We start from the raw sequence: 22,074 nt of genomic DNA, 5'->3' as shown, positions 1-22,074 counted from the left end.
ATAAATGATGCCCCTGGACGATCAGGACTCGCGCAGCGCCGTGGCGCCCGCAGACGTGGGGGTCGGCACGCGAATCCCCTTTTCCAGGATCTCCCGCAGCACCTCGTGCGGCACCGCCTGGCTGAACAGGAACCCCTGCAGCCCGTCGCACCCCTGCGCCCGCAGGAACTCGAACTGCGCCGCCGTCTCCACCCCTTCGGCAATCACCTTGAGGTGCAGCTGGTGGCCCAGCGCGATGATCGCCGCGGCCACCGCCTGGTCGTGGCCGGGCGTGGCCACGTCGTCGACAAAGGACTTGTCGATCTTGAGCCGGCTGATCGGCAGCCGGGTCAGGTAATTGAGCCCGGAGTAGCCAGTGCCGAAGTCGTCGATCGACAGCCCCACGCCCAGCTCGCGCAGCCGGCGGAAGGTCTCGATGGTGGTCTCGCCGCCGTCGACCAGGATGCCTTCGGTGACCTCGATCACCAGTCCCTGCGGCGGCAGGCCGGCCTGCTGCAGGCAGTGCGCCACGGTATCGGGGAAGTTGGCCTGGCGCAGCTGCAGTGGCGAGATATTGACCGCGACCTCGATCTCGCTGCCCAGCGCCTGGCGCAGGGCCTGGATTTCGCGGCAGGCGGTGGCCAGGGTCCATTCGCCCAGCGGCGCCACCAGGCCGCTCTGCTCGGCGATGGGGATGAACTCGGCCGGCTGCATGGCGCCGCGTTCCGGGGTGTTCCAGGTAATCAGCGCCTCGACGCCGGTTATAGCCAGGGTCGCGGCATCGACGATCGGCTGGTAGCGCAGCCGGAACTCATCGCCGGCGAGCGCGCGCCGCAGCAGCCCTTCGATGGTGAAGCGCGCCAGCGAGGCCTCGGCCATGGCGCTGGCAAAGCGGCGCAACTGTGCGCGCCCGTCGTGCTTGGCCGCGTAGACAGCCGAATCGGCAGCCTTGAGCAGCTCGGTCAGGCTATCGCCATCGTCCGGAAAGATTGCCATGCCGATCGATGGCGTCACGCGCAGGCGCTGGCCGCCGGCCTGCAGTTCTTCATTGACGCGCGCCTGGATCTTGGCGGCAATCAGCTCGGCTTCGCTGTCGTGGCGCAGGCCGCCCAGCACCACGCCGAATTCATCGCCGCCCATGCGCGCCACCAGGTCGCCCTGTCGTACCGCGCCCTTGAGGCGGTCGGCCATGGTGCGCAGCACGTCGTCGCCGACCGGGTGGCCGAGCGAGTCGTTGATGTGCTTGAAATGGTCCAGGTCGAGCAGCAGCAGGGCCACGCGCTCGCCGTGGGTGCGCGCGTGCAGCAGCAGCGCCTGCGCGCGCTCGCTCAGCTCGGCGCGGTTGGGCAGGCCGGTCAGCGGGTCGTGCAGCGCCAGGTGGCGGATGTATTCGTCGACGCGGCGGCGCTCGGTCAGGTCGTAGCCGATGGCCTGGTAGCCAGGCGACGGCGCGGAGCGGGGCATATCGGCACCATCGGCACCATCGGCACCATCGGCACCATCGGCGGGCCCGGCTGGCGCAGCGTCAGCGGCCGGAGCCTCGATGGGCGCCGGCAGGGCGAACACCGCCAGTTGCACCGGCATGCGCGAGCCGCCCTTGCGCACCCAGGTCCATTCGCGCTCGTCGGTCAGGCCAAGCCGTGCCTTGGCCACCAGGGCGGGCAGTCCCGGCGGCACCGGCTCGCCCAGCTCGCCGCTGAGCACGCGGCCATGGTCGGCCAGTTCGTCGGCAACATGCAGGCCGGTCATGTGCATGCGGCCGACCAGTTCCGCGGCGTTGTACCAGAGCATGCGCTGGCCAGCCGCGTTGATGCCGGTGATCAGCCCGTCCTCATCGAAGGTGATCACGCAGAAGGCGGCATGGTCGAGCAGCCCGGCATAGCGTGCGGCCTGCACCGCGGCAGACTGCTGGGCGCGCCGTTCCGGCTCCAGGTCCGTGACCGCCCACAGCCAGTGCGCGGTGCAGGCGTTGGCCGCAGGCAGGCGCGCGGCGCTGGCGCGCAGCGCGAAGCGGCTGCCGTCTGCGCGCACGCCCGCCAGTTCACGGTGGGCCTCGGCCCCTGCGGCAGCGCCGCTGGGGACTACGCCGGTGGCGCCGGGAACCAGGGTGTCCAGGCTGCGCCCGGCCAGTGCCGCGGGATCGGCGCCGAACAGTTGCCCTGCCCGCTCGCTCGCTCGCACCACCACGCCCTGTGCATCGGCCAGCAGGAAGCCGTCGTTCGACTGCGCCATGCACGCCTGCAGCATGGCGTTGTCATCTTCCCAGGCATGGACGGCCTGCGCTTCACGCTGGCGCGCGGCGCGGCCCTGGCGTGCCAGTGCATGGGCGAGCCACGCCAGCAGCAGCGTGGCCAGCGTGCCCGCGGCCAGCACCAGGTACGCCTGCCGTGGGCCATGCGCGGCTTCGAAGGCGGGGCGCGTGGCGCCGCGCAGCGTCCAGGTGACCCCGCCATACTGGAGCTGGCGCTCGCCCTGCAGCAGCGCGGCACTGCCGTCCTCGCGGCGCTCGCCTTCGGTCGGCCCGCCGGACAGCATCGGCCCGGGAGCGGCCGGGGAGCCCTCATACAGCGACAGCTCCAGTTCCGCCGCCGCCGGGGCGCCGACTGCGCGCATCAGGTCGCCCAGGCGCAGCGACACGTAGACATAGCCGAGCACCGCCTGGCGCCGCTGCGCCACCGTACTGACCGGCGCCTCGCCGGCGTAGACCGGCAGGAATACCAGCGCGCCGTGCTGGCGCTGCGCCGCCTCGGTTTCGCGGACCAGTGCCAGGCCGGGCGTGAGCCGCGGTTCGCCGCTGTCGCGGGCGGCTTCCAGCGTCGCCCGGCGCGTCGGCTCGGACAGCATGTCAAAGCCGGCGGCGCGCGTGTTGCGCCCGTCCAGCGGTTCGATATAGAAGATCGGTGCGTACAGGTCGCGCTTGCCGCCGGGATGAATGTCATAGTCGGCGAGGCCGTCGGCACGGGCGGCCTGCACCAGCCGCGGCACGCGCTGCAACGGCGTGAGCGGCGCGTAGCCGATTGACTGGGTGCCCGCGGGCAGGTCGTCGAGCTGGGCGGTATAGAGATAGTCGCGCCACTGCGTGCGCGAGGTGTCGGGGTTGGCGCTCAGCACGGCGGCCACGCCGCGCAGCAGGCGTTCGTTCTCGAGCATGCGCTCGCGCAGCGCGCTGCCGGCCTGTCCCAGCAGCGCGTCGAAATGCTGCTGCGCCTCGCGGCGCTCGAGCCGCTCCGCCTGCAGCCATGCCCCTGCCGTCAACAGCGCGCCGCCGGCCGCGACCAGCAATGACAACAGGGCAGGGGAAAGCGAAGTCAGTCTCATGGTCGATCGGTTCCGGCATGCAGCAGGGGCATGCCGTCTGCGTGGACGTGCCTTCGCATTAACCGGGGACTATACCGTGGCACAGGCAGCCCGCACACCCCCGCCGGGGATGAACCCGTTCGGGGGAAAGACCGCATGCCCCACTACGGCAGGGTATGTTAGGGTTGCACCGGAGATGCCCCACAAGTACGCGACAGTCCGCGCCACTGGCGCCCCAACTGCGCCCTACATGCCCGTCTACACACCCACGCTGAAAGCGCGCATTGCGATCATCACCACCGTGCTGGCCGCGGTGTTCGGCACCGGCATCGTACTGACCGCCCTGTACGATGCCCACCGCGACCTGCACGATGCGCTGCAGGTCCAGCAGGACTCCGTCGTCAAGCTGACCGCCAGCCAGCTCGACACCGCCATGAACGACCGCATCGTGCTGCTGTCGCACCAGGCTGCGCAACTCAGCGGCCTGCTGGCGCAGGCGCACGGCGCGCAGGCCGCCGCGGTGCGCGAGCGGGCGCTGGATGCGCTGTCCGCAGCGATCCCGGTGCCGGCCGCGTTCAACGCGCTGCTGGTTGCCGACATGCAGGGCAACATCGTCAGCAACCGCGGCAGCGGGGCGGAGGTTGGCGACCGCAGCTATTTCCGCGAGGCCGCCCGCTCGCTCGCGCCCGTGGTGTCGCCGCCCATCCGCTCGCGCACCAACGGCCAGATGGGGGTGATGGTGGCGGTGCCGGTGCTGACGCCGAACCGGACCTTCGTCGGCCTGGTGGGCGGCTGGCTGGACCTGTCCAGCGCCAACTTCCTGGTCGAGATCCTGCACAACCGCCTTGGCACCACCGGCTACTACTGCCTGGTATCGGCCGGCCCCAAGCCGGTCTATATCCGCCATCCCGATCCCGCGCAGGCGCGCCAGCCGGCGCTGGCCGTGGCCGATACCTGCGGCGAGGATGACAGCCCCGCGCCGCTGGAATTCCTCACGCCGGCTCGGCCGGTGATCGCGCGCTACCTGATGTCGAGCACCGGCTGGGAACTGGTGGCGCTGCTGCCCGCGCGCGAGGCCTACGCACCGCTGCACCAGATGCAGCAGCGCTTCCTGGGCATGGCCGGGGTGGCCATGGCGGCGGTGGCCCTGCTGATCTGGCTGGCGGTGCGGCGCCAGCTGGCGCCGCTGGCGCGCCTGCACAAGGTGGTGCAGGCCAGCGCCAACGACCTGTCCGCGTTCGAGCGGCTGCCGACACGGCAGCAGCGCGACGAGATCGGCGACCTGACGCGCGCCTTCATCAAGCTGATGCGCGACGTGCGCGAGCGCCGCCAGGCGCTGGACCGCAGCGAACGGCGCCTGCGCGCGGTGACCGACACGCTGCCGTCGCTGCTGGCTTTTATCGACACCGATGAGCGTTATGTGTTCAACAACCAGGCCTACGAACGTGTCTTCGGCCTGAAGCCGGAGGAACTGCGCGGCAGGCACGTGCGCGAAATCCTGGGCGAGGCCCGCTACGCGCGCGTGCAGCCCTTCATGCAGCGCGCGCTGGCGGGCACTGCGGTGACCTTCGAAACCGAAGACAGCGACCCCGAATACCACTGCATGGAGAGCAGCCTGCGCCCGGAATGGAGCGCCGACGGCGGCGAGGTGGTGGGCGTGCATATCCACGTGCAGGACATCACGCAGCGCAAGCTGGAGACGCAACGCCTGGCGCGCATGTCGCGCACCGACCACCTGACGCAGCTGATGAACCGCAGCGCCTTCGAGGGCCAGCTGCACGCGGCGATGGTGCGCAGCCGCGAGCATGGCACGCTGATGGCCCTGCTGTACCTGGACATGGACCGCTTCAAGGCCGTCAACGATATCCACGGCCACGCCGCCGGCGACCAGCTGCTGCAGACCTTTGCCCAGCGCGTGCGCCGCTGCGTGCGCGAGCGCGACACCGTCGCCAGGCTGGGTGGCGACGAGTTCGCGGTGGTGCTCGAAGACATGACCCAGCCCGCCGCGGCACGCCGCGTGGCGCAGGCCATCCTGCAGGCGATGGACGAGCCCTTCGACTTCGAGGACGTATCCGCCGACGTGGACGTCAGCATCGGCGTGGCGCTCTACAACGGCGGCCCGGCGCAGGACCGCGAACTGATGCGGCTGGCGGACGTGCTGCTATACCGCGCCAAGGGCGCGGGCCGCGGGCGCTATGAGATCGGCCCGCCGGAACTGGCGGGCGAGCTCAGCCCGCAGTAGGCGGCCCCGGCCGGGGGCTCAGTGGATGGTGCCGCCGGGCTTGTCCGACGCCGCGCCGCCGGCCCCCTCGGGCTCGAACGGCACGTGGCGGCCATCGCTGGACTGGTAGCCCAGCTGCGCATCGGCGCCCAGCATCTTCTCCCACGCGATCATGGCCTGGGCCACCGCATCGGGCGCGCCCTTGAACACCACCACGTCGTTGCCGCAGCCGGGGCATTCGCCGCCGAATACGGCATCGATGCCGGGCAGGCCCGGCACGTCGAGCGCGTCGAATTGCGCGAACGCGGTCTTGCAGTGCCCGCAGACCAGCTGGGCGGGGCGCAAGGCCTCGATCTTTGCGCGTGCCTGTGCCGCACGCTCCTCGGGGGTTCCCCGCCGTTTTGCCTCGCCCATGATGTGCCTTCCTTCCCCGTGCTGCCGGTGTGTGTTTGCATCGGCCCCGCCAGTGCGGCCGGACCGTGCCTGTTAGATGCGCAATGCGGGCCGGTGGTGCCCGGCCATGGTCGCAGGTGACGGCGGCGCTGCGTGCGCGCCGTCGCCGATCTGCTGCGCTCAGTTGGCATTGTAACCAGCGGGGCGCAGCAAATACCGGGCCGACAGGAACCGGCAGCGCCTGCTATTGTGGATAACGATGCCCCGTGCACGTGCGGATGCGCCGCTTCCGGCACCGTGGGCATGCTGGTCCCATCCACCTACCCCCGAAGGAGGACGTTCCATGATCCGACCCACCGTGCAGGAAAACGCCGCCCGCTACGCCGACTGCATTGCCGCCTGCAATGCCGCATCCGCTGCCGCACTCAAGTGCGCCGCGGCCTGCCTGGAAGAACAGGACGTGCGCAAGATGGCGCGCTGCATCGCGCTGGACATGGATTGCGCCGGCATCGCCCAGCTGGCCGCGTCCTACATGCTGCGCAACAGCGAGTTCGCGACGCTGGTGTGCGAAGACTGCGCCGAAGTCTGCAAGTGGTGCAAGGAGGAATGCGAGCACCATGACAACGAGCACTGCCAGGAATGCGCCCGCGCCTGCGCAGCCTGCATGGAGCAGTGCCTGAAGATGACGGCTTAGCGGTCCGCGCCCGATTCCTGCCGCCCCTGCGGCGGCTCGGCCAGCGCGACGAAGGCATCGATCAGCCTGGCGCCGCGCCGCTCGCGCAGGCAGTAGAGATACTCGTGCAGGCAGGGCGAGGCATCGGTGAAGCCCAGCACGCGCAGGTCCGGATGGCTCGGCACCTCGTGCCGGGCGATCACCGATACGCCCAGATTGCGGATAACGGCCTCGCGGATCGACTCCCGGCTGCCGATCTCCATCTGCGCGGCGGGGCTCACGCGCGCCTGCGCCAGCATGTCTTCGGTGGCGATGCGCGTGGTCGACCCGAGCTCGCGCATCAGCAGGCGGCAACCCGCCAGCGCACTGACGGCCACTTCGGTGTGCCCGGCCAGCGCATGGGTGCGGTGCACTACCAGCATCAGCGGGTCCACGCCCAGCAGCACGCGCGACAGGCGCGCGTCGTCCACCCGCTGCGACGAGGTGGCGATATCGACGCGGTATTCCTGCAGCGCTTCCAGCACCTCCTGCGAATTGCCCGTCACCACGCTGACATCGATGGCGGGAAAGCGCTCGCTGAAGCCGCGGATCAGCTCCAGCACATAGTAGGGCGCGGTCGCGCCCACGCGCAGGCTGCCGGTGCGCAGGTCGCCCGAATGGCGCAGGAAGAAGTCGATCTCGGTTTCCTGCTGCACCAGCGCCTCGACGCGCGGCAGCAATGCCAGCCCCGCGTCTGACAGCGCCAGGCGGCGCCCGCCGCGGTGGAACAGCTCGACCCCGTAGGCTTCTTCCAGCGCACGGATCTGCGCGGTGATGGTGGGCTGCGACAGGCCCAGGCGCTTGGCGGCCTGCGTGACGCTGCCGATGCGGGCCACCATGAAGAAGGACTTGAGCTGGGCGATGAGCATGCGGCCGAGGGATGTCGCTAAGGGCAAGGCAAGGGCGGCGGGCGCGTGGGCGCCGGCCGCGGTGAAGCGGTATTCTAATGGACTGCACCAAGCCACCCGGTCCAACCGTCCGCTGCCTTGCATAGGAGTCTGCCCATGTCTGACCCGTCCACCGCCGCCACCCGCATCGAGAAAGACAGCCTGGGCGACGTGCCCGTGCCCGCCGATCACCTGTGGGGGGCGCAGACCGAGCGCTCGCGCCAGAATTTCCGCATCGGCAACGAGAAAATGCCGCCGGCGCTGATCGAGGCCTTTGCCGTCCTGAAGCTGTGCGCGGCGCGCGCCAATGTTGAGCTTGGCGTGCTCAAGCCCGAACTGGCGCACGCGATCGAACAAGCCGCGACCGAAGTCATCGAAGGCCGCTGGCCCGACGAGTTCCCGCTGTCGGTCTGGCAGACCGGGTCCGGCACGCAGACCAACATGAACCTGAACGAGGTCATCGCGAACCGCGCGATTCAATTGCTGGGCGGCAAGGTCGGCAGCAAGACGCCGGTGCATCCCAACGACCACGTCAACGCCAGCCAGTCCTCCAACGACAGCTTCCCCACCGCGATGCATATCGCCGCCACGCGCGCGATCCAGCAGCAACTGCTGCCGGCACTGGAGCAGCTGCAGCAGACCTTCGCGCGCAAGGTGGAAGCCTTTGCCGATATCGTCAAGGTCGGCCGCACCCACCTGCAGGATGCGGTGCCGCTGACGCTGGGGCAGGAGTTCTCGGGCTACATGACGCAGGTGGCCGATGCGCAGTCGCGCCTGCAGCAGGCCATGCTGCGCGCGATGCCGGTGGCACAGGGCGGCACCGCGGTGGGCACCGGCCTGAACGCCCCGCACGGCTTCGCCGCGGCCTTCGCGCGCGCGCTGGCCGACTACACCGGCCTGCCGTTCGAGCCCGCGCCCAACCGCTATGCGCTGCAGGCCTCGCACGATGCGCTGGCCGACCTGTCCGGCGCGCTCAGCACCACGGCCTCGTCGTTCCTGAAGATCGCGCGCGACTTCATGCTGCTGGGCTCAGGGCCACGCGCCGGCTTTGCCGAGCTGGTGCTGCCGGCCAACGAGCCGGGCTCATCGATCATGCCGGGCAAGGTCAACCCGACCCAGGCCGAGGCGCTGGCAATGGTGTGCTGCCGCGTGATCGGCAACCACACCACGGTGACGCTGGCCAACGGGCTGGGCACGCTGGAGCTGAACGCCTACAAGCCGGTGATCATCTACAGCCTGCTGCAGTCGGTGAGCCTGCTGGCGGGCGCCGCGTCGAGCTTTGCCGAGCATATGGTCGAAGGCGTCGAGGCCGACCGCGAACGCATCGCCGAACTGCTGGAGCGTTCGCTGATGCCGGTGACCGCGCTCAACCCGCATATCGGCTACGACAAGGCCGCGGAGATCGCCAAGCTGGCGGTCAAGCGCAACCTGTCGCTGCGCGAGGCGGCGATCGCGTCCGGGCATGTCACCGAGGCGCAGTTTGCCGAGTGGATCGACCTGAAGGGGATGACGCGGGAGGTATAGCGGGAGGTATAGCGGGAGGTATAGCGGGAGGTATAGCGGGAGTACAGCGGGGGGTACAGCAGGGATGCGCCCCGGCACGGAACCGATCCGCGCCGGGGCAGGCCGGCCTTAGCCGACGAAGGCCTTTTCCAGCACGAAATGGCCAGGATGGCTCATATTGCCTTCGGCAAAGCCGCGCTCTTCCAGGATGGCGCGGACGTCCTTGAGCATGTCAGGGCTGCCGCACAGCATGATGCGGTCGTTCTCCAGCGAGAACGGCTCCACGCCCAGGCGCTCGAACAGCTCGCCCGAGGCGATCAGGTCGGTGATGCGGCCGCGGTTATCGAACTCTTCGCGCGTCACGGTCGGGAAGTACACCAGCTTCTCGCGCACCAGATCGCCCAGGTGCTCGTGCTGCGGCAGGTGTTCCTGGATCAGCTCGCGGTAGGCCAGTTCTTCGACAAAGCGGCAGGTGTGGGTCAGCACGACCTTGTCGTAGCGCTCATAGACCTCCGGATCGCGGATGATCGACAGGAACGGCGCCAGGCCGGTGCCGGTGGCCAGCAGCCACAGCGTCTTGCCGGGCAGCAGGTTGTCCACCAGCAGCGTGCCGGTCGGCTTCTTGCCGACGAAGATCTGGTCGCCCTCGCGCAGATGCTGCAGGCGCGAGGTCAGCGGGCCGTCGGGCACCTTGATGCTGAAGAATTCCAGCGTTTCCTCATAGTTGGCGCTGGCAATGCTGTAGGCGCGCAGCAGCGGGCGACCGTTCACCTCCAGCCCGACCATGGCGAACTGGCCATTTTCAAAGCGAAAACCAGGGTCGCGCGTGCAGGTAAAGCTGAAAAGGGTGTCGGTCCAGTGATGGACGGAGAGGATGGATTGCTGGTTCAGGTTGCTCATGGCGAAACGCGGGATACAGCGGCAGGATGCAGCGCCAAAGACGGCTGGAAAGGAAGAATCTTAACGCATGCTTGGGGGCGGCGCAGGCGGAGCCTGCAACGCCAGCGCGGGATTTCCCGGATGTGCAATGCGGTGCGGCGCATGCGGCACGCCAGATATTGTTGAGAAATTTTAGCTAATAAAGTTTATTTCCGCACATTTATCCAAAGACAGCCAACATCCATCATGAGGTCATCTTCCCTTTGCTCCCCAAGGAAACTGCCATGACCTCCACCCCAGCTATTTCCCGCCGCGCCGCGCTCGTCACCGGCGCCTCCCGCGGCATCGGCCGCGCCATCGCGCTGCGGCTGGCCGCCGACGGCTTCGACGTCGCCATTGGCTACGCCGGCAGCGCCGCCCGGGCCCAAGAGACAGTGGCGGCGGTGCGCGAGGCCGGCGTCAATGCCATCGCCATCCAGGGCGATGTGGCGCACGCGCCAGACGTGGCACGGCTGTTCGATGCCGCGCAGCGGGCGTTCGGCCGGCTCGACGTGGTCGTCAATAGCGCCGGCATCATGCAGATGGCGCCGGTTGCGCCGGCCAGCCTGGACGCCTTCGACCAGACCATCGCCACCAACCTGCGCGGCGCTTTCCTGGTGCTGGGCGAGGCCGCCGCCCGGCTGGGCCAGGGCGGACGCATCATCGCGCTGTCGACCAGCGTGATCGCGCGTTCTTTCCCCGGTTACGGTCCCTATATCGCAGCCAAGGCAGGCGTGGAAGGGCTGGTGCGGGTCCTGGCCAACGAGCTGCGCGGGCGCGGCATCACCGCCAACGCGGTGGCGCCGGGGCCGGTCGCGACCGAGCTGTTCCTCGATGGCAAATCGGAAGAGCAGGTGGCGCAGCTGTCCAAAGTGGCGCCGCTGGAGCGGCTGGGCACGCCCGAGGACATTGCCGCGGCAGTGTCGTTCCTGGCCGGGCCGGATGGGGCGTGGGTCAATGCGCAGGTGGTGCGGGTGAACGGGGGCTTTGCCTGAGCCGTTGCCCGCCGGGCCAGAAGTCAGCCCCCGGGCGCCGGCAAGGACAGTTCGCAGCGCTGGCGCGCCAGCGTGTCGCGCGAGTAGCCGTGGCGCACGCGCAGCTGGTGCTCCACGGCGTCGGCCTGGTCCAGGCAGGCGAACACCAGGTCGTCCTTTACGCGCTGCGAAACACCCTTCAGGCGCGGCGCTTCATACGCGACCTGGCGCGCACGGCAGCGCAGGAACAGCAGCGTTTCCTGCGAGGCGGTGATCAGCTGGTCGTGCTCGATCCGCTTGCATTCGACCAGGTCCTGGGCAGGGGCGCTGGCGCCGGCAAAGAGCAAAGGCAGGCACAGCCATCGACGCAACGAGCGGTGCATGGCAAACGGGGGGCGCAGTAGGCCAGTTGAAGGTCCGGCTCGCATCATTGCCCATCCCCGCGCACACTGCAAGCCGCAGCGCAAGCAATACCCTGTTGCGGTTGGGCGCCAGACGGGCCGCAGCCAGATTCAGTGTCCAGCCACATGGACAATCGCCCGCAAACCCTGATGGCTGCGTCGACCCGGCCGATCCATGCTGCACTGCAGCATATCAAGGGGTGGGCAGGTCTGGCGGATCGGGCTACGCTTCGATGGCAAATGCGCCGCAGTGCGCGCCAGTTCACGCCCCAGACCGACGGGCTTCCGCCCGGCCTTCCCCCGTGTTCCCCTTGCCGCCCCCACCGTTCCGGTGCCCTGCGGCCGCCATGTCTTCCGGCATCTGCCGCCAGCACTGCGCAGCGCGACCTGACCCGCGGCTGCCCTGCGCCGCCCCTGACTGCACACAACAACATGACCGATCTCACCGCTACTCCAGCCCAAACGGCCGCCCCGAGCCGCGAAGAAGTGCGCAAGCGCGTCTACGCCATCGTCGCCGCCTCGTCGGGCAACCTGGTCGAATGGTTCGACTTCTACGTCTACGCCTTCTGCGCGATCTACTTCGCGCCGTCGTTCTTCCCCAAGTCCGATCCCACCGCGCAGCTGCTGAACACCGCCGGCGTGTTTGCCGCCGGCTTCCTGATGCGGCCCATTGGCGGCTGGCTGTTCGGCACCATCGCCGACCGCCATGGCCGCAAGAACTCGATGCTGATCTCGGTGATCATGATGTGTGCCGGCTCGCTGCTGATTGCCTGCTTGCCCACCTATGACAGCATCGGCAACTGGGCGCCGGCGCTGTTGCTGCTCGCGCGCCTGGTGCAGGGCCTGTCGGTCGGCGGCGAATACGGCACCACCGCCACCTATATGAGCGAGGTGGCGCTGCGCGGCCGGCGCGGCTTCTTCTCGTCGTTCCAGTATGTGACGCTGATCGGCGGCCAGTTGCTGGCAGTGCTGGTGGTGGTGATCCTGCAGCTGCTGCTGGACGAGTCCGAACTGAAGGCCTGGGGCTGGCGCATCCCGTTCGTGGTCGGCGCGGTCACCGCGGTGGTGGCGCTGTTCCTGCGCCGCACGCTGCACGAGACCTCGTCGGCAGCCACCCGCGGCAACAAGGAAGCCGGCAGCGTGGCCGCGCTGTTCCGCCACCACAAGGCCGCCTTCTTCACCGTGCTGGGCTATACCGCGGGCGGCTCGCTGATCTTCTACACCTTCACCACGTATATGCAGAAGTACCTGGTCAACACTGCCGGCATGTCGATCAAGACCGCCAGCTATGTGATGACGGGATGCCTGTTCCTGTACATGTGCATCCAGCCGGTGTTCGGCGCGCTCTCCGACCGCATCGGCCGGCGCACCAACATGCTGCTGTTCGGCGCGCTGGGTGCGCTCTGCACGGTGCCGATCCTGACCGCGCTGGGCACGGTCAGCAGCCCTGAGCTTGCCTTTGTGCTGATTGCCGTGGCGCTGGCCATCGTCAGCTTCTACACCTCGATCAGCGGCATCGTGAAGGCCGAGATGTTCCCGCCCGAGGTGCGCGCGCTGGGCGTGGGCCTGGCCTATGCCATCGCCAACGCGATCTTCGGCGGCTCGGCCGAGTATGTGGCGCTGGGCATGAAGACGCTAGGCCACGAGACCGCGTTCTACTGGTACGTGACGGCGATGATGGTGATTGCCTTCTTCGTCAGCCTGCGCCTGCCGCGCCAGGCCAGATACCTGCATCACGAGCATTGATGCGCACCCCGCGGTGCAATGCCGCGGGACGCCGCCAAGAGCATGGCAATATACGGGGGCTGTAATCGCCCCCTCTTTCATTGATCACCCCATGGACCTGAACGCCCTGCGCCTGTTCGTCGACATCGTCGATGCGGGCAACCTGAGCGCGGCCGCGCGCAAGCTCAAGATGACGCGCGCCAATGTCAGCTACCGGCTCAAGGCGCTCGAAGAAGAGCTGGGTGTGCAGCTGCTGCGCCGGACCACGCGCCATGTCGAGCCGACTCCGGTCGGTGCCGGCCTGTACGAGCACGGCCGCAACATCCTCGGCGAGGTGGCCGCCGCCAATGCACTGATCAGTAATATGGGCAAAAGCCTGAAGGGCCATGTGCGGCTCTCGGTGCCTACCGGGCTGGGCCATTCACTGCTGTCGCCGCTGCTGGTGCTGTTCAAGCAGCGCTATCCCGACATCACGCTCGACGTGGTCTTCGACAACCGTGTGCACAACCTGGTGTCCGAGGACGTCGAAGTGGCCCTGCGCATCATCTCCACCCCGCCGGATTCAGTGGTCGCCACCGAGATCGGCGAAGTCGACTGGATCGTGTGCGCGTCGCCAGCCTACCTCGCCGGCCACCTGGCGCCGCAAGCGCTGGCCGAGCTGCAGGGGCATGCGTTCGTGTGCGCGTCGCCCGAGGGGCAGAAGCTCAAGGCAACGGGCATCCGGCACAGTGGCGGCGGCGACGGCGGTGAGATCCGTGAGCAGGTGGTGCTGGAGCCAACGCTCACCTCCGAGAACTTTGCCTTCCTGAAAGAGGCGGTGCTGGCGGGCCTCGGCATCGGCATCTTCCCGATCTATGCGATCGGCGCGGAACTGGACAGCGGCGCCCTGGTGCCGCTGCTGTGCGACTACCGCATCAGCGTGTTCGGCAGCAAGCTCTACATGCTGACCATGCCCAACCGCTACCAGACGCTGGCCACGCGCTACCTGCTGAACTTCCTGAAAACCGAGCTGCAGGCAGTGTGGCCGCGGCTGCACCGCTAGCGGTGCCTTCGGCAGTGGTCGCCACGGACTATAGTAGGAGCACAAGGATAACCGTCGGCGCATCCGCACCTGAGGAGCTACCATGGCCCTGGCTAGCACGCTTGCAAGCTGCCTGAGCAGCAAGAACACCCAGTACGACATCATCCGCCACCCCTACACCCTCAGCAGCATGGCCACTGCCGAGGCAGCGCATGTTCCCGGGGACCGGCTGGCCAAGACGCTGTTGCTGGAGGATGACCGCGGCTATGTCGCTGCCGTGATTCCTTCAAGCCACCATCTGCACATGGCCGCCATCTGCGAACAGACCGGGCGCAACCTGGTGCTGGCGCATGAGGACGAGATCCGCGAGATCTTCAAGGATTGCGACCTCGGCGCGATCCCGCCGGTGGCGATGGCCTACGGCATGCAGACCTATGTGGACGACAGCCTGATGGCGCAGCCCGACGTGTATTTCGAAGGCGGTGACCACCAGGAACTGGTGCACATGAGCGGCGAGCAGTTCTCGAAGTTGATGTCGGACGCTGGGCACGGGCAGTTTTCGCGCCGCATGATGTAAGCGGCGCATTTTATTGGCCACTGAACGGCCGCCACGCGGGTTGCGAACCCGCGTGGCGGCCGTTTTGCATGCTGGCGGGCGGTTGAGTGAGGCAGACGTTTCAGCCTTCAGGCAACGCCGGCACGCTGTCGTCCTTCAGGTCCACGCCCGAGCGGCCCAATGCCGCCGCGCCGCGCAGCAGGAAGGCCAGCCGGTCGGCGGCCTGCGCATACGGCAGGCCTTCGGGGCGCACGTTGGAGATGCAGTTGCGCTCGGCATCGGTGCGGCCCGTGCGCGGCGCATGGGTCAGGTAGATGCCAAGGCTGTCGGGCGAACTCAGGCCCGGCCGTTCGCCGATCAGCATCACCACCTGGCGCGCGCCCAGCAGCTCGCCGATCTCGTCGCCCAGCGCCACGCGCGACTGCTCGGCCACCACCACCGGGCCGATGCGCCATGTCGGCGGCAGGCGCGGGCGGGTGGCATCGAGCAATGGCAGCGCGTGCGTCTGCGTGGCCAGCGCTGACAGGCCGTCGGCAACCACGAACACCAAATCGGGCGCCTCGCCAGGCCGTGCTGCGGCCAGCCGCGCGCGGCTGGCATCGTCCAGGCGCCGGCCCAGGTCGGGGCGCCGCAGGTAGTGCGCGCGGTCCGGCGCCGCGCTGTGCACGGCGAGGTTCTGTACCCCCGCCGCATCCAGCGCCGCGGTGACCGCGCCCACGTCCAGCGGCAGGTGCACCGCATCGCGCGCCTGCGCATGGGCCAGCCCGAAGGCCAGCACCGCATCGGTGGTCTGGCTGTGGCCGGTACGGCCCAGCGCTACACGCGCGCGCGTGAACTGGCGCAGGCGTTGCCACGGGTCGGCATCGGCGTTGGCGGGATCGGCGGGTGGCGGGCGTCTGTCCGTCATCGGCTGCACCTTACAGGCTGTGGGCCATCTGCAGCAGCGGCTGGCGCGCGGCGGGCTCGAGCAGCCTGCCGCTGGCATCGGCAATGCCCATGCGCTGCAGCCAGGCCTCGAACTCCGGCGCGGGGCGCAGCCCCAGCACCTCGCGCAGGTACAGCGCATCGTGGAACGAGGTGCTCTGGTAGTTCAGCATGATGTCGTCGGCGCCGGGCACGCCCATGATGAAATTGATGCCGGCCACGCCGAACAGCGTCAGCAGCGTGTCCATGTCGTCCTGGTCGGCCTCGGCATGGTTGGTGTAGCAGACGTCGCAGCCCATCGGCACCCCCATCAGCTTGCCGCAGAAGTGGTCTTCCAGACCGGCGCGAATGATCTGCTTGCCGTCGTACAGGTATTCGGGACCGATAAAGCCCACCACCGTATTGACCAGCAGCGGCGCGAACGCGCGCGCCACCGCGTAGGCGCGCGCCTCCATGGTCTGCTGGTCGACGCCGTGGTGCGCATTGGCCGACAGTGCGCTGCCCTGCCCGGTCTCGAAGTACATCAGGTTGTCGCCAACGGTGCCGCGCGCCAGCGCCTGCGCGGCGTCGTGCGCCTCGGCCAGCAGCGCCAGGCTGATGCCGAAGGCCGCGTTGGCGCGCTCGCTGCCGGCCACCGACTGGAACACCAGATCCACCGGCGCGCCCTGCCCGATCGCGCGCAGGGTATTGGTGACGTGGGTCAGCACGCAGGATTGCGTGGGGATGTCGAAGCGGCTGCGCAGCTCGTCGATCATGCGCAGCAGCGAGACGATGGCGCCCAGGTTGTCCGAAGCCGGGTTGACGCCGATGGTGGCATCGCCGCAGCCATAGAGCAGCCCGTCGATGATCGACGCGGCAATGCCCTTGGGATCGTCGGTCGGGTGGTTGGGCTGCAGCCGCACCGAGAGCCGGCCCGGCAGCCCCACCGTGCTGCGAAAGCGCGTCACCACCTGGCATTTGCGCGCCACCGCCACCAGATCCTGGTTGCGCATCAGCTTGCTGACCGCGGCGGCCATCTCCGGGGTGATGCCCGGCGCCACCCGCGCCAGCGTGGCGCTGTCGGTTTCATGCAGCAGCAGCCAGTTGCGCAGGTCGCCCACGGTAGTGGCGCCGATGGCGGCAAAGGCCGCGCCATCATGCCGGTCCAGGATCAGGCGCGTGACCTCGTCGTCCTCGTACGGCACCAGCGCCTCGGTCAGGAACTGCTTGAGCGGCACCTCAGCCAGCGCCAGCCGCGCGGCCATCCGCTCCTGCTCGCTGGCCGCGGCAACGCCCGCCAGCGCGTCGCCGGAGCGCGCCGGGCTGGCCCGGGCCAGCAGCGTGCGCAGGTCGGCAAAGACGTGGCGGTGGGTGCCGATGGTGTGGGTGTAGGCCATGCGTTCCGTTCCTGGACTCTGGGGAAAACGATGACAGCGGTGCGCCGGGCGCCTTGCCGGGCGCGATTCCCCCTAATATAGACAGCCTTTGCGTGTGCCGTGATGCCAACATCGCCTCAGCGCACACGGCCTGACTCAGGAACAACATCTGGATCGGCGAGAATTCAGAATAAATTTTGAGCAATTTGCATGCCGGAGACCTCGATGAAAGACCCCGACCCGACCACCACCCCGCGCTTGCTGCCGGCCGCGTGGTACAGCGTCGGCACCGTCGCCTACCTGCTGACCGCCCTGGCGCTGTGGACCGTGCTCCACGCCAACCTGGTGGCGGCATTGCTGTCCGGGCTGCTGCTGTACTCGCTGGTGGACGTGCTGGCGCCGCGCCTGCAGCGCCTGCACCAGCGCCACGACGCCCTGGCCGTGGCCATCCTGTCGGCGCTGATCCTGCTGGGGCTGACGCTGGCGGGCTGGCTGCTGGTGCGCTTTGTCAGTGGCGAGGGCAATACCCTGGACGGGCTGCTCAACCATGTGGCCGACATCATCGACCGCTCGCGCGGGCAGATGCCGCCGTGGCTTAGCGATGCGCTGCCCAAGGGCGTGGACGAGCTGGCCAACACGCTGATCGAGACGCTGCGCGAGCATGCCGCGATGGCGCAGAAGCTGGGCGCCGAGGTGCTGCGCACGCTGGTGCATATCCTGATCGGGCTGGTGATCGGCGCGATGGTGGCGCTGTATCGCGCGGTGGTTCGGCCCAATCGCCGTCCGCTGGCCGCGGCGCTGGTGGCGCGCGCACGCGCGCTGCAGCAGGCGTTCTCGCAGTTCATCTTCGCGCAGATCCAGATCTCCACCATCAACACCGTGCTGACGGCGATCTACCTGCTGCTGGTGCTGCCGCTCTTTGGCGTGCACCTGCCGCTGACCAAGACGCTGGTGGTGATCACCTTCGTTGCCGGGCTGCTGCCGGTGCTGGGCAACCTGATTTCCAATACCGCCATCGTGGTGGCCTCCCTGTCGGTGTCGCTGCCGATCGCGGTGGCGTCGCTGGTGTTCCTGGTGGTGATCCACAAGCTGGAGTACTTCCTGAACGCGCGCATCATCGGTGCGCGCATCCAGGCCGCGGCGTGGGAACTGCTGATGGTGATGCTGCTGATGGAAACGCTGTTCGGCATCCCGGGCGTGATCGCCGGACCGATCTTCTATGCCTACCTGAAGCGGGAACTGGCCGGCGCCGGACTGATCTGAGTGCCGCAGCCGGCTCGCCGCGGCGCTGGTAGGACCAATACCTGCTCAGGCGCCGTCCTGCTCCACCCGGCTGCGCACGAAGTCGATATGGGTCTGCATGGCGGTGCGCGCCTCTTCCGGGCGCCGCGCGCAAATCGCATCGCACAGCGTGCGGTGCTGCAGCAGCAGCAGGTCTGACGCGCCGTCGTCCTGTTCGCGCAGGCCGGTGCCATTGATGGTGATGTGCTCGCGCAGCATGCCGATCACGCTGGTATGCAGGTGCAGGAACATGGTGTTGTGCGAGGCCTGGGCAATGGCGTCGTGCAGCTGCGCATCGGCATCGGCCTCTGCCTGCTTGTCGTCGGCGGCGCGCGCGCGTTCCAGCTCGGCCATCAGGGCGCGGATCCGCTTCACGTCAGCGGCATCCGCGCGCAGCGCCGCAAAATACGCGGTCGCGCCCTCCAGCACGCGGCGGAACTCCAGGATGTCGTCGCGCAGTGCGGGGTGGTCGGCCACCAGCTGGCCCCAGGGCGAGGCAATGCCGGCGCGCAGCTGGTCGGTGGCGTAGACCCCGGCACCGCGCCGGCTCTGCAGCAGGCCGCGCGCGGCGAGGCGCTGGATCGCCTCGCGCACGGTGTTGCGCGCGACCTCGTATTGCCCGGCCAGCACCCGCTCGGCCGGCAGCCGCGTGCCGGGCGGCCAGGTGCCGTCGAGCAGCGCGGTCTCGATCCGGCGCATGACCGACTCCACGCGCCCACGGGTGCGCCCGTGCCTTGCTGCCGCTGCCGTCATGCCGTGTGTCCTCGCTCCTGAGCTTGCGCGCGTCGTTGCGCAGATTGGTCCAACCAATTTGTACCGCCGCGCGGAAGCGGGAATTATGCGCCGAAACGTGCGACCCCAGCACGTCCGGAGCGAGACATGAAGGATCGTCAGTACCCCACCGGCCCTGCCCCCACGCAGGCCTACCTGTTTGCCACCTGCCTGGTCGACATGTTCGTGCCGCAGGCCGGCCTCGACGCCGTGCGGCTGCTTGAACGCGAAGGGCTCACCGTGCACTTCCCGCGCGGCCAGAGTTGCTGCGGCCAGCCCGCCTACAGCAGCGGCAACCCCGACGCGGCCCGTGCGGTGGCGCGCGCCCAACTCGACCTGTTCAGCCAGCCCTGGCCGGTGATCGTGCCATCGGGCTCGTGCGCGGGCATGATGCGCCACCACTGGCCGCAGCTCTTTGCCGACGATCCGGTGGCCGGCCCCAAGGCACTGGAACTGGCCGGACGCATCTATGAACTGGGCGAATTCCTGCTGCATGTGCTGAAGGTGGACTTTGGCGATGCCGCAGCGGCGGGCCAGCCGCAGGAGCGCATCGTGCTGCATACCTCGTGCGGCGCCCGTCGAGAAATGGGTACGCGCCAGCACGGCGTGGCCCTGGTCGACGCGCTGCCGGGCGTGACCCGCGTGGAGCATGAACGCGAATCAGAATGCTGCGGCTTCGGCGGCACCTTCTCGCTCAAGCATCCCGATATCTCCGGCGCCATGGTGCGCGACAAGGTGGCCTCGGCCTGCGCCACCGGCTGCGACCGGCTGGTCTCGGCCGACTGCGGCTGCCTGCTCAATATCGGCCATACCGCGGCACATGACCGCGCCCCGCTGCAGGTGGAGCACCTGGCCACCTTCCTGTGGCGCCGTAGCGGAGGTGCCGCATGAGCACGCCCGGCGCCCGCGAACGCATGCTCGGCCGGCTGCGCGCCGCCGCGCCTGCGCCTTCCCAAGGCACAGCGGAACTCGACCGCCGCATCGACGGCCATTTCGAGGCACGCCGCCACGGCACGCCAGCCGTTGGCGAACTGGTCGACGCGATGCAGGCGGCACTGCAAGGCCTGCATGCCGAGGTCTGGTGCGCCAGCGAAGCGGCCTGGCCGGCATTGCTGGCCACTGAGCTGGCCAATGCCGGCGTGAAGCGCCTGCTGCTTGATCCCGCCAGCACGGCCGGTGCCGCGCTGGCGGCCGCCTTGCCGGCCCATATCGAAGCCATCGGCTACGACCGCCCGATCGAAGCCTGGAAGGCGGAGCTGTTCGACACCATCGATGCCGGCTTCACCGTGTCGCGCTCCGGCATTGCCGCCACCGGCACGCTGGTGGTCGCGCCAGATGCGGGCTCGCCACGCACGGTGTCGCTGGTGCCGCCGCTGCATGTCGCGCTGGTGCGCGCCTCGACGCTGCACGCCGACCTGCATATGGCCGCGCGCACCGAGCGCTGGTCCGACGGCATGCCGACCAACCTGGTGCTGATCTCCGGCCCGTCCAAGACCTCCGACATCCAGCAGACGCTGGCCTACGGCGCGCATGGTCCGCGCCGGCTGTGGGTCGTGATCGAGACCGACACTGCGGAGGCCGGGCAATGAGCCAGCACACACTGAATTTTGTTCCGCCGCAGGACTTCAAGGCACGCGCCCGCGAAGCGCTGGACGATCCCAAGCTGCGCCAGAGCTTTCGCGGCGCGATGGACTTCCTGCAAGGCAAGCGCCTGGCGCAGTTCCCCGACGCGGATGAGCTGGAGCGCCTGCGCGACCTGGGCGAGGCGGTGCGCCAGCACGCGCTGGCCAACCTGCCGGACCTGCTGGTGCAGCTGGAGGCAAAGCTCACCGCCGCCGGGGTGCAGGTGCACTGGGCCGAGAACGCCGACGAAGCCAACGCGATCATCCACCGCATCGCGGCATCGAAGCAGGCGCAGCGCGTGATCAAGGGCAAGTCGATGGCCAGCGAGGAGATCGAGCTGAACCATTACCTGGCCGAGCGCGGGGTGGACTGTATCGAGTCGGACATGGGCGAGTACATCGTCCAGCTGGCCGGCGAAAAGCCCTCGCATATCGTGATGCCGGCGATCCACAAGACCAAGGGCGATATCGCGCAGCTGTTCCAGGCGCATATCCCCGACACGCCCTATACCGAGGATGTCGATGCGCTGATCCAGGCCGGCCGCCGTGCGCTGCGCCAAGCCTTTGTCGACGCGGATATCGGCTTGTCCGGCGTGAACTTCGCCGCCGCGGACACCGGCACGCTGTGGCTGGTGGAGAACGAAGGCAACGGCCGGCTTTCCACCACCGTGCCCGACGTGCATATCGCCATCATGGGCATGGAGAAGGTCGTGGCCCGGCTGGAACACATCGTGCCGCTGTCCACGCTGCTGACGCGCTCGGCCACCGGGCAGGCCATCACCACCTACTTCAACCTGATCTCCGGGCCGCGCCGCGCGGGCGAGCGCGACGGCCCGCGCGAGGTCCACCTGGTGCTGCTCGACAACGGCCGCACCCAGGCCTATGCCGACACGCAGCTGCGCGCGACGCTGCAATGCATCCGCTGCGGCGCATGCATGAACCATTGCCCGGTCTACACGCGCATCGGCGGCCATGCCTATGGCACGACCTATCCCGGCCCCATCGGCAAGATCATCTCGCCGCACCTGCTGGGGCTGGATGCCACCGCCGACCTGGCCACCGCGTCGAGCCTGTGCGGCGCCTGCGGCGAAGTGTGCCCGGTGCGCATCCCGATCCCGCAATTGCTGGTGCGCCTGCGCACCGAGGCCAACCGCGATCCGGAAGAGCAGGTCGCCAACCCGCTGCGCGGCCAGGGCGCCAAGTACAGCCGCGGCGAGCACCTGGTGTGGCGCTTCTGGAGCGGCGCGTATTCGCACCCGGCAACGTACCGGCTGTTCCGCTGGGCCGCCACGCGGCTGCGCGCGCTGACGCCGTCGAAGCAGATGGGCTGGACGCAGCACCGCACGCCGCTGAAGCCGGCGGCGAAGAGCCTGGCGGATTTGCTGAAAGAGAAGGGGCAGCCGGAGTAGGAGCGCCGGCCAGCACCACAAACCTTCCCGTACCGCCGGCGTGCTCCCTCTCCCGCAAGCGGGAGAGGGAGCGAACAAGCGGGAGTTTCAAGGCCCGCGATATTGGGATGCCCGCAGTCCTCACC

General features: G+C 68.8%; 19 protein-coding genes. 11 read left to right on the top strand and 8 right to left on the bottom strand.

The window, feature by feature from the left end:
• Positions 1–21: 21 nt before the first annotated feature.
• Positions 22–3,297, bottom strand: a complete 3,276-nt coding sequence (locus AC3WLE_RS08000; RefSeq protein WP_492357121.1) for a bifunctional diguanylate cyclase/phosphodiesterase — start codon at positions 3,295–3,297, stop codon at positions 22–24.
• Positions 3,298–3,526: 229 nt separating this feature from the next.
• Here AC3WLE_RS08000 and AC3WLE_RS07995 point away from each other — a divergent pair, with 229 nt between their 5' ends.
• Positions 3,527–5,518: a sensor domain-containing diguanylate cyclase gene (locus AC3WLE_RS07995; protein WP_492357120.1), complete on the top strand. Its 1,992-nt coding sequence runs from the start codon at positions 3,527–3,529 to the stop codon at positions 5,516–5,518.
• Positions 5,519–5,536: 18 nt separating this feature from the next.
• On the opposite strand, the gene AC3WLE_RS07990 is transcribed toward AC3WLE_RS07995, so the two are convergent.
• Entirely contained in the window at positions 5,537–5,911 is a 375-nt protein-coding gene (locus AC3WLE_RS07990; protein ID WP_010814047.1) for a hypothetical protein, read from the bottom strand.
• 322 nt (positions 5,912–6,233) lie between these two features.
• On the opposite strand from AC3WLE_RS07990, the gene AC3WLE_RS07985 reads away from it, so the two are divergent.
• Positions 6,234–6,584, top strand: a complete 351-nt coding sequence (locus tag AC3WLE_RS07985; RefSeq protein ID WP_010814048.1) for a four-helix bundle copper-binding protein — start codon at positions 6,234–6,236, stop codon at positions 6,582–6,584.
• Here the strand turns inward: AC3WLE_RS07985 and AC3WLE_RS07980 are convergent.
• Complete coding sequence (locus tag AC3WLE_RS07980) at positions 6,581–7,471, bottom strand: LysR family transcriptional regulator (RefSeq protein WP_010814049.1); 891 nt, start codon at positions 7,469–7,471, stop codon at positions 6,581–6,583. The two genes, AC3WLE_RS07985 and AC3WLE_RS07980, sit on opposite strands and share 4 nt — an antisense overlap.
• A 135-nt stretch (positions 7,472–7,606) precedes the next feature.
• Here AC3WLE_RS07980 and fumC point away from each other — a divergent pair, with 135 nt between their 5' ends.
• Positions 7,607–9,013: a class II fumarate hydratase gene (gene fumC, locus AC3WLE_RS07975; protein WP_492352698.1), complete on the top strand. Its 1,407-nt coding sequence runs from the start codon at positions 7,607–7,609 to the stop codon at positions 9,011–9,013.
• A 108-nt stretch (positions 9,014–9,121) separates the two neighbouring features.
• Here fumC and AC3WLE_RS07970 read toward each other — a convergent pair whose 3' ends face one another.
• A complete protein-coding gene (locus AC3WLE_RS07970) occupies positions 9,122–9,892 on the bottom strand; it encodes a ferredoxin--NADP reductase (RefSeq protein WP_010814051.1) in 771 nt (256 codons plus the stop codon).
• 263 nt (positions 9,893–10,155) lie between these two features.
• On the opposite strand from AC3WLE_RS07970, the gene AC3WLE_RS07965 reads away from it, so the two are divergent.
• A complete protein-coding gene (locus AC3WLE_RS07965; protein WP_492319317.1) occupies positions 10,156–10,905 on the top strand; it encodes an SDR family oxidoreductase in 750 nt (249 codons plus the stop codon).
• Positions 10,906–10,928: 23 nt separating this feature from the next.
• Here AC3WLE_RS07965 and AC3WLE_RS07960 read toward each other — a convergent pair whose 3' ends face one another.
• On the bottom strand, positions 10,929–11,267 hold the full coding sequence (locus AC3WLE_RS07960; protein ID WP_051398545.1) for a hypothetical protein: 339 nt from the start codon (positions 11,265–11,267) through the stop codon (positions 10,929–10,931).
• Between the two features lie 450 nt (positions 11,268–11,717).
• Between AC3WLE_RS07960 and AC3WLE_RS07955 the strand changes: the two genes are divergently transcribed.
• The 3 genes from AC3WLE_RS07955 to AC3WLE_RS07945 all read left to right on the top strand — a co-directional run bounded on the left by AC3WLE_RS07955 (position 11,718) and on the right by AC3WLE_RS07945 (position 14,608).
• Positions 11,718–13,031, top strand: coding sequence for an MFS family transporter (locus tag AC3WLE_RS07955; protein WP_492356794.1), 1,314 nt, complete (start codon positions 11,718–11,720; stop codon positions 13,029–13,031).
• A gap of 91 nt (positions 13,032–13,122) precedes the next feature.
• A complete protein-coding gene (locus AC3WLE_RS07950; protein ID WP_492319319.1) occupies positions 13,123–14,052 on the top strand; it encodes a LysR family transcriptional regulator in 930 nt (309 codons plus the stop codon).
• Between the two features lie 82 nt (positions 14,053–14,134).
• A complete protein-coding gene (locus tag AC3WLE_RS07945; RefSeq protein ID WP_010814055.1) occupies positions 14,135–14,608 on the top strand; it encodes an aminoacyl-tRNA deacylase in 474 nt (157 codons plus the stop codon).
• Between the two features lie 100 nt (positions 14,609–14,708).
• Here the strand turns inward: AC3WLE_RS07945 and eutC are convergent, their stop codons facing one another.
• Positions 14,709–15,494, bottom strand: a complete 786-nt coding sequence (gene eutC / locus AC3WLE_RS07940; protein ID WP_492356795.1) for an ethanolamine ammonia-lyase subunit EutC — start codon at positions 15,492–15,494, stop codon at positions 14,709–14,711.
• A 10-nt stretch (positions 15,495–15,504) separates the two neighbouring features.
• Positions 15,505–16,887, bottom strand: coding sequence for an ethanolamine ammonia-lyase subunit EutB (locus tag AC3WLE_RS07935; RefSeq protein WP_492319321.1), 1,383 nt, complete (start codon positions 16,885–16,887; stop codon positions 15,505–15,507).
• Positions 16,888–17,091: 204 nt separating this feature from the next.
• Here AC3WLE_RS07935 and AC3WLE_RS07930 point away from each other — a divergent pair, with 204 nt between their 5' ends.
• Positions 17,092–18,129: an AI-2E family transporter gene (locus AC3WLE_RS07930; RefSeq protein ID WP_492319322.1), complete on the top strand. Its 1,038-nt coding sequence runs from the start codon at positions 17,092–17,094 to the stop codon at positions 18,127–18,129.
• Between the two features lie 45 nt (positions 18,130–18,174).
• On the opposite strand, the gene AC3WLE_RS07925 is transcribed toward AC3WLE_RS07930, so the two are convergent.
• A complete protein-coding gene (locus AC3WLE_RS07925; protein WP_013951801.1) occupies positions 18,175–18,900 on the bottom strand; it encodes a FadR/GntR family transcriptional regulator in 726 nt (241 codons plus the stop codon).
• A 126-nt stretch (positions 18,901–19,026) separates the two neighbouring features.
• Between AC3WLE_RS07925 and AC3WLE_RS07920 the strand changes: the two genes are divergently transcribed.
• From AC3WLE_RS07920 to AC3WLE_RS07910, 3 genes are read left to right on the top strand one after another with little or no spacing between them, the layout of a single operon-like run.
• Positions 19,027–19,809, top strand: a complete 783-nt coding sequence (locus tag AC3WLE_RS07920; protein WP_492319323.1) for a (Fe-S)-binding protein — start codon at positions 19,027–19,029, stop codon at positions 19,807–19,809.
• The gene (locus AC3WLE_RS07915; RefSeq protein ID WP_492319324.1) at positions 19,806–20,507 is read left to right on the top strand and encodes a LutC/YkgG family protein; all 702 of its coding nucleotides are present in this window, start codon (positions 19,806–19,808) and stop codon (positions 20,505–20,507) included. Before AC3WLE_RS07920 ends, AC3WLE_RS07915 begins: the two co-directional genes overlap by 4 nt.
• Positions 20,504–21,949, top strand: coding sequence for a LutB/LldF family L-lactate oxidation iron-sulfur protein (locus tag AC3WLE_RS07910; RefSeq protein ID WP_492353280.1), 1,446 nt, complete (start codon positions 20,504–20,506; stop codon positions 21,947–21,949). Before AC3WLE_RS07915 ends, AC3WLE_RS07910 begins: the two co-directional genes overlap by 4 nt.
• Positions 21,950–22,074 lie beyond the last annotated feature (125 nt).

Source organism: Cupriavidus sp. FW306-1B-F12B (assembly GCF_058781795.1).
This window is presented reverse-complemented; position numbering and strand designations above follow the sequence as displayed.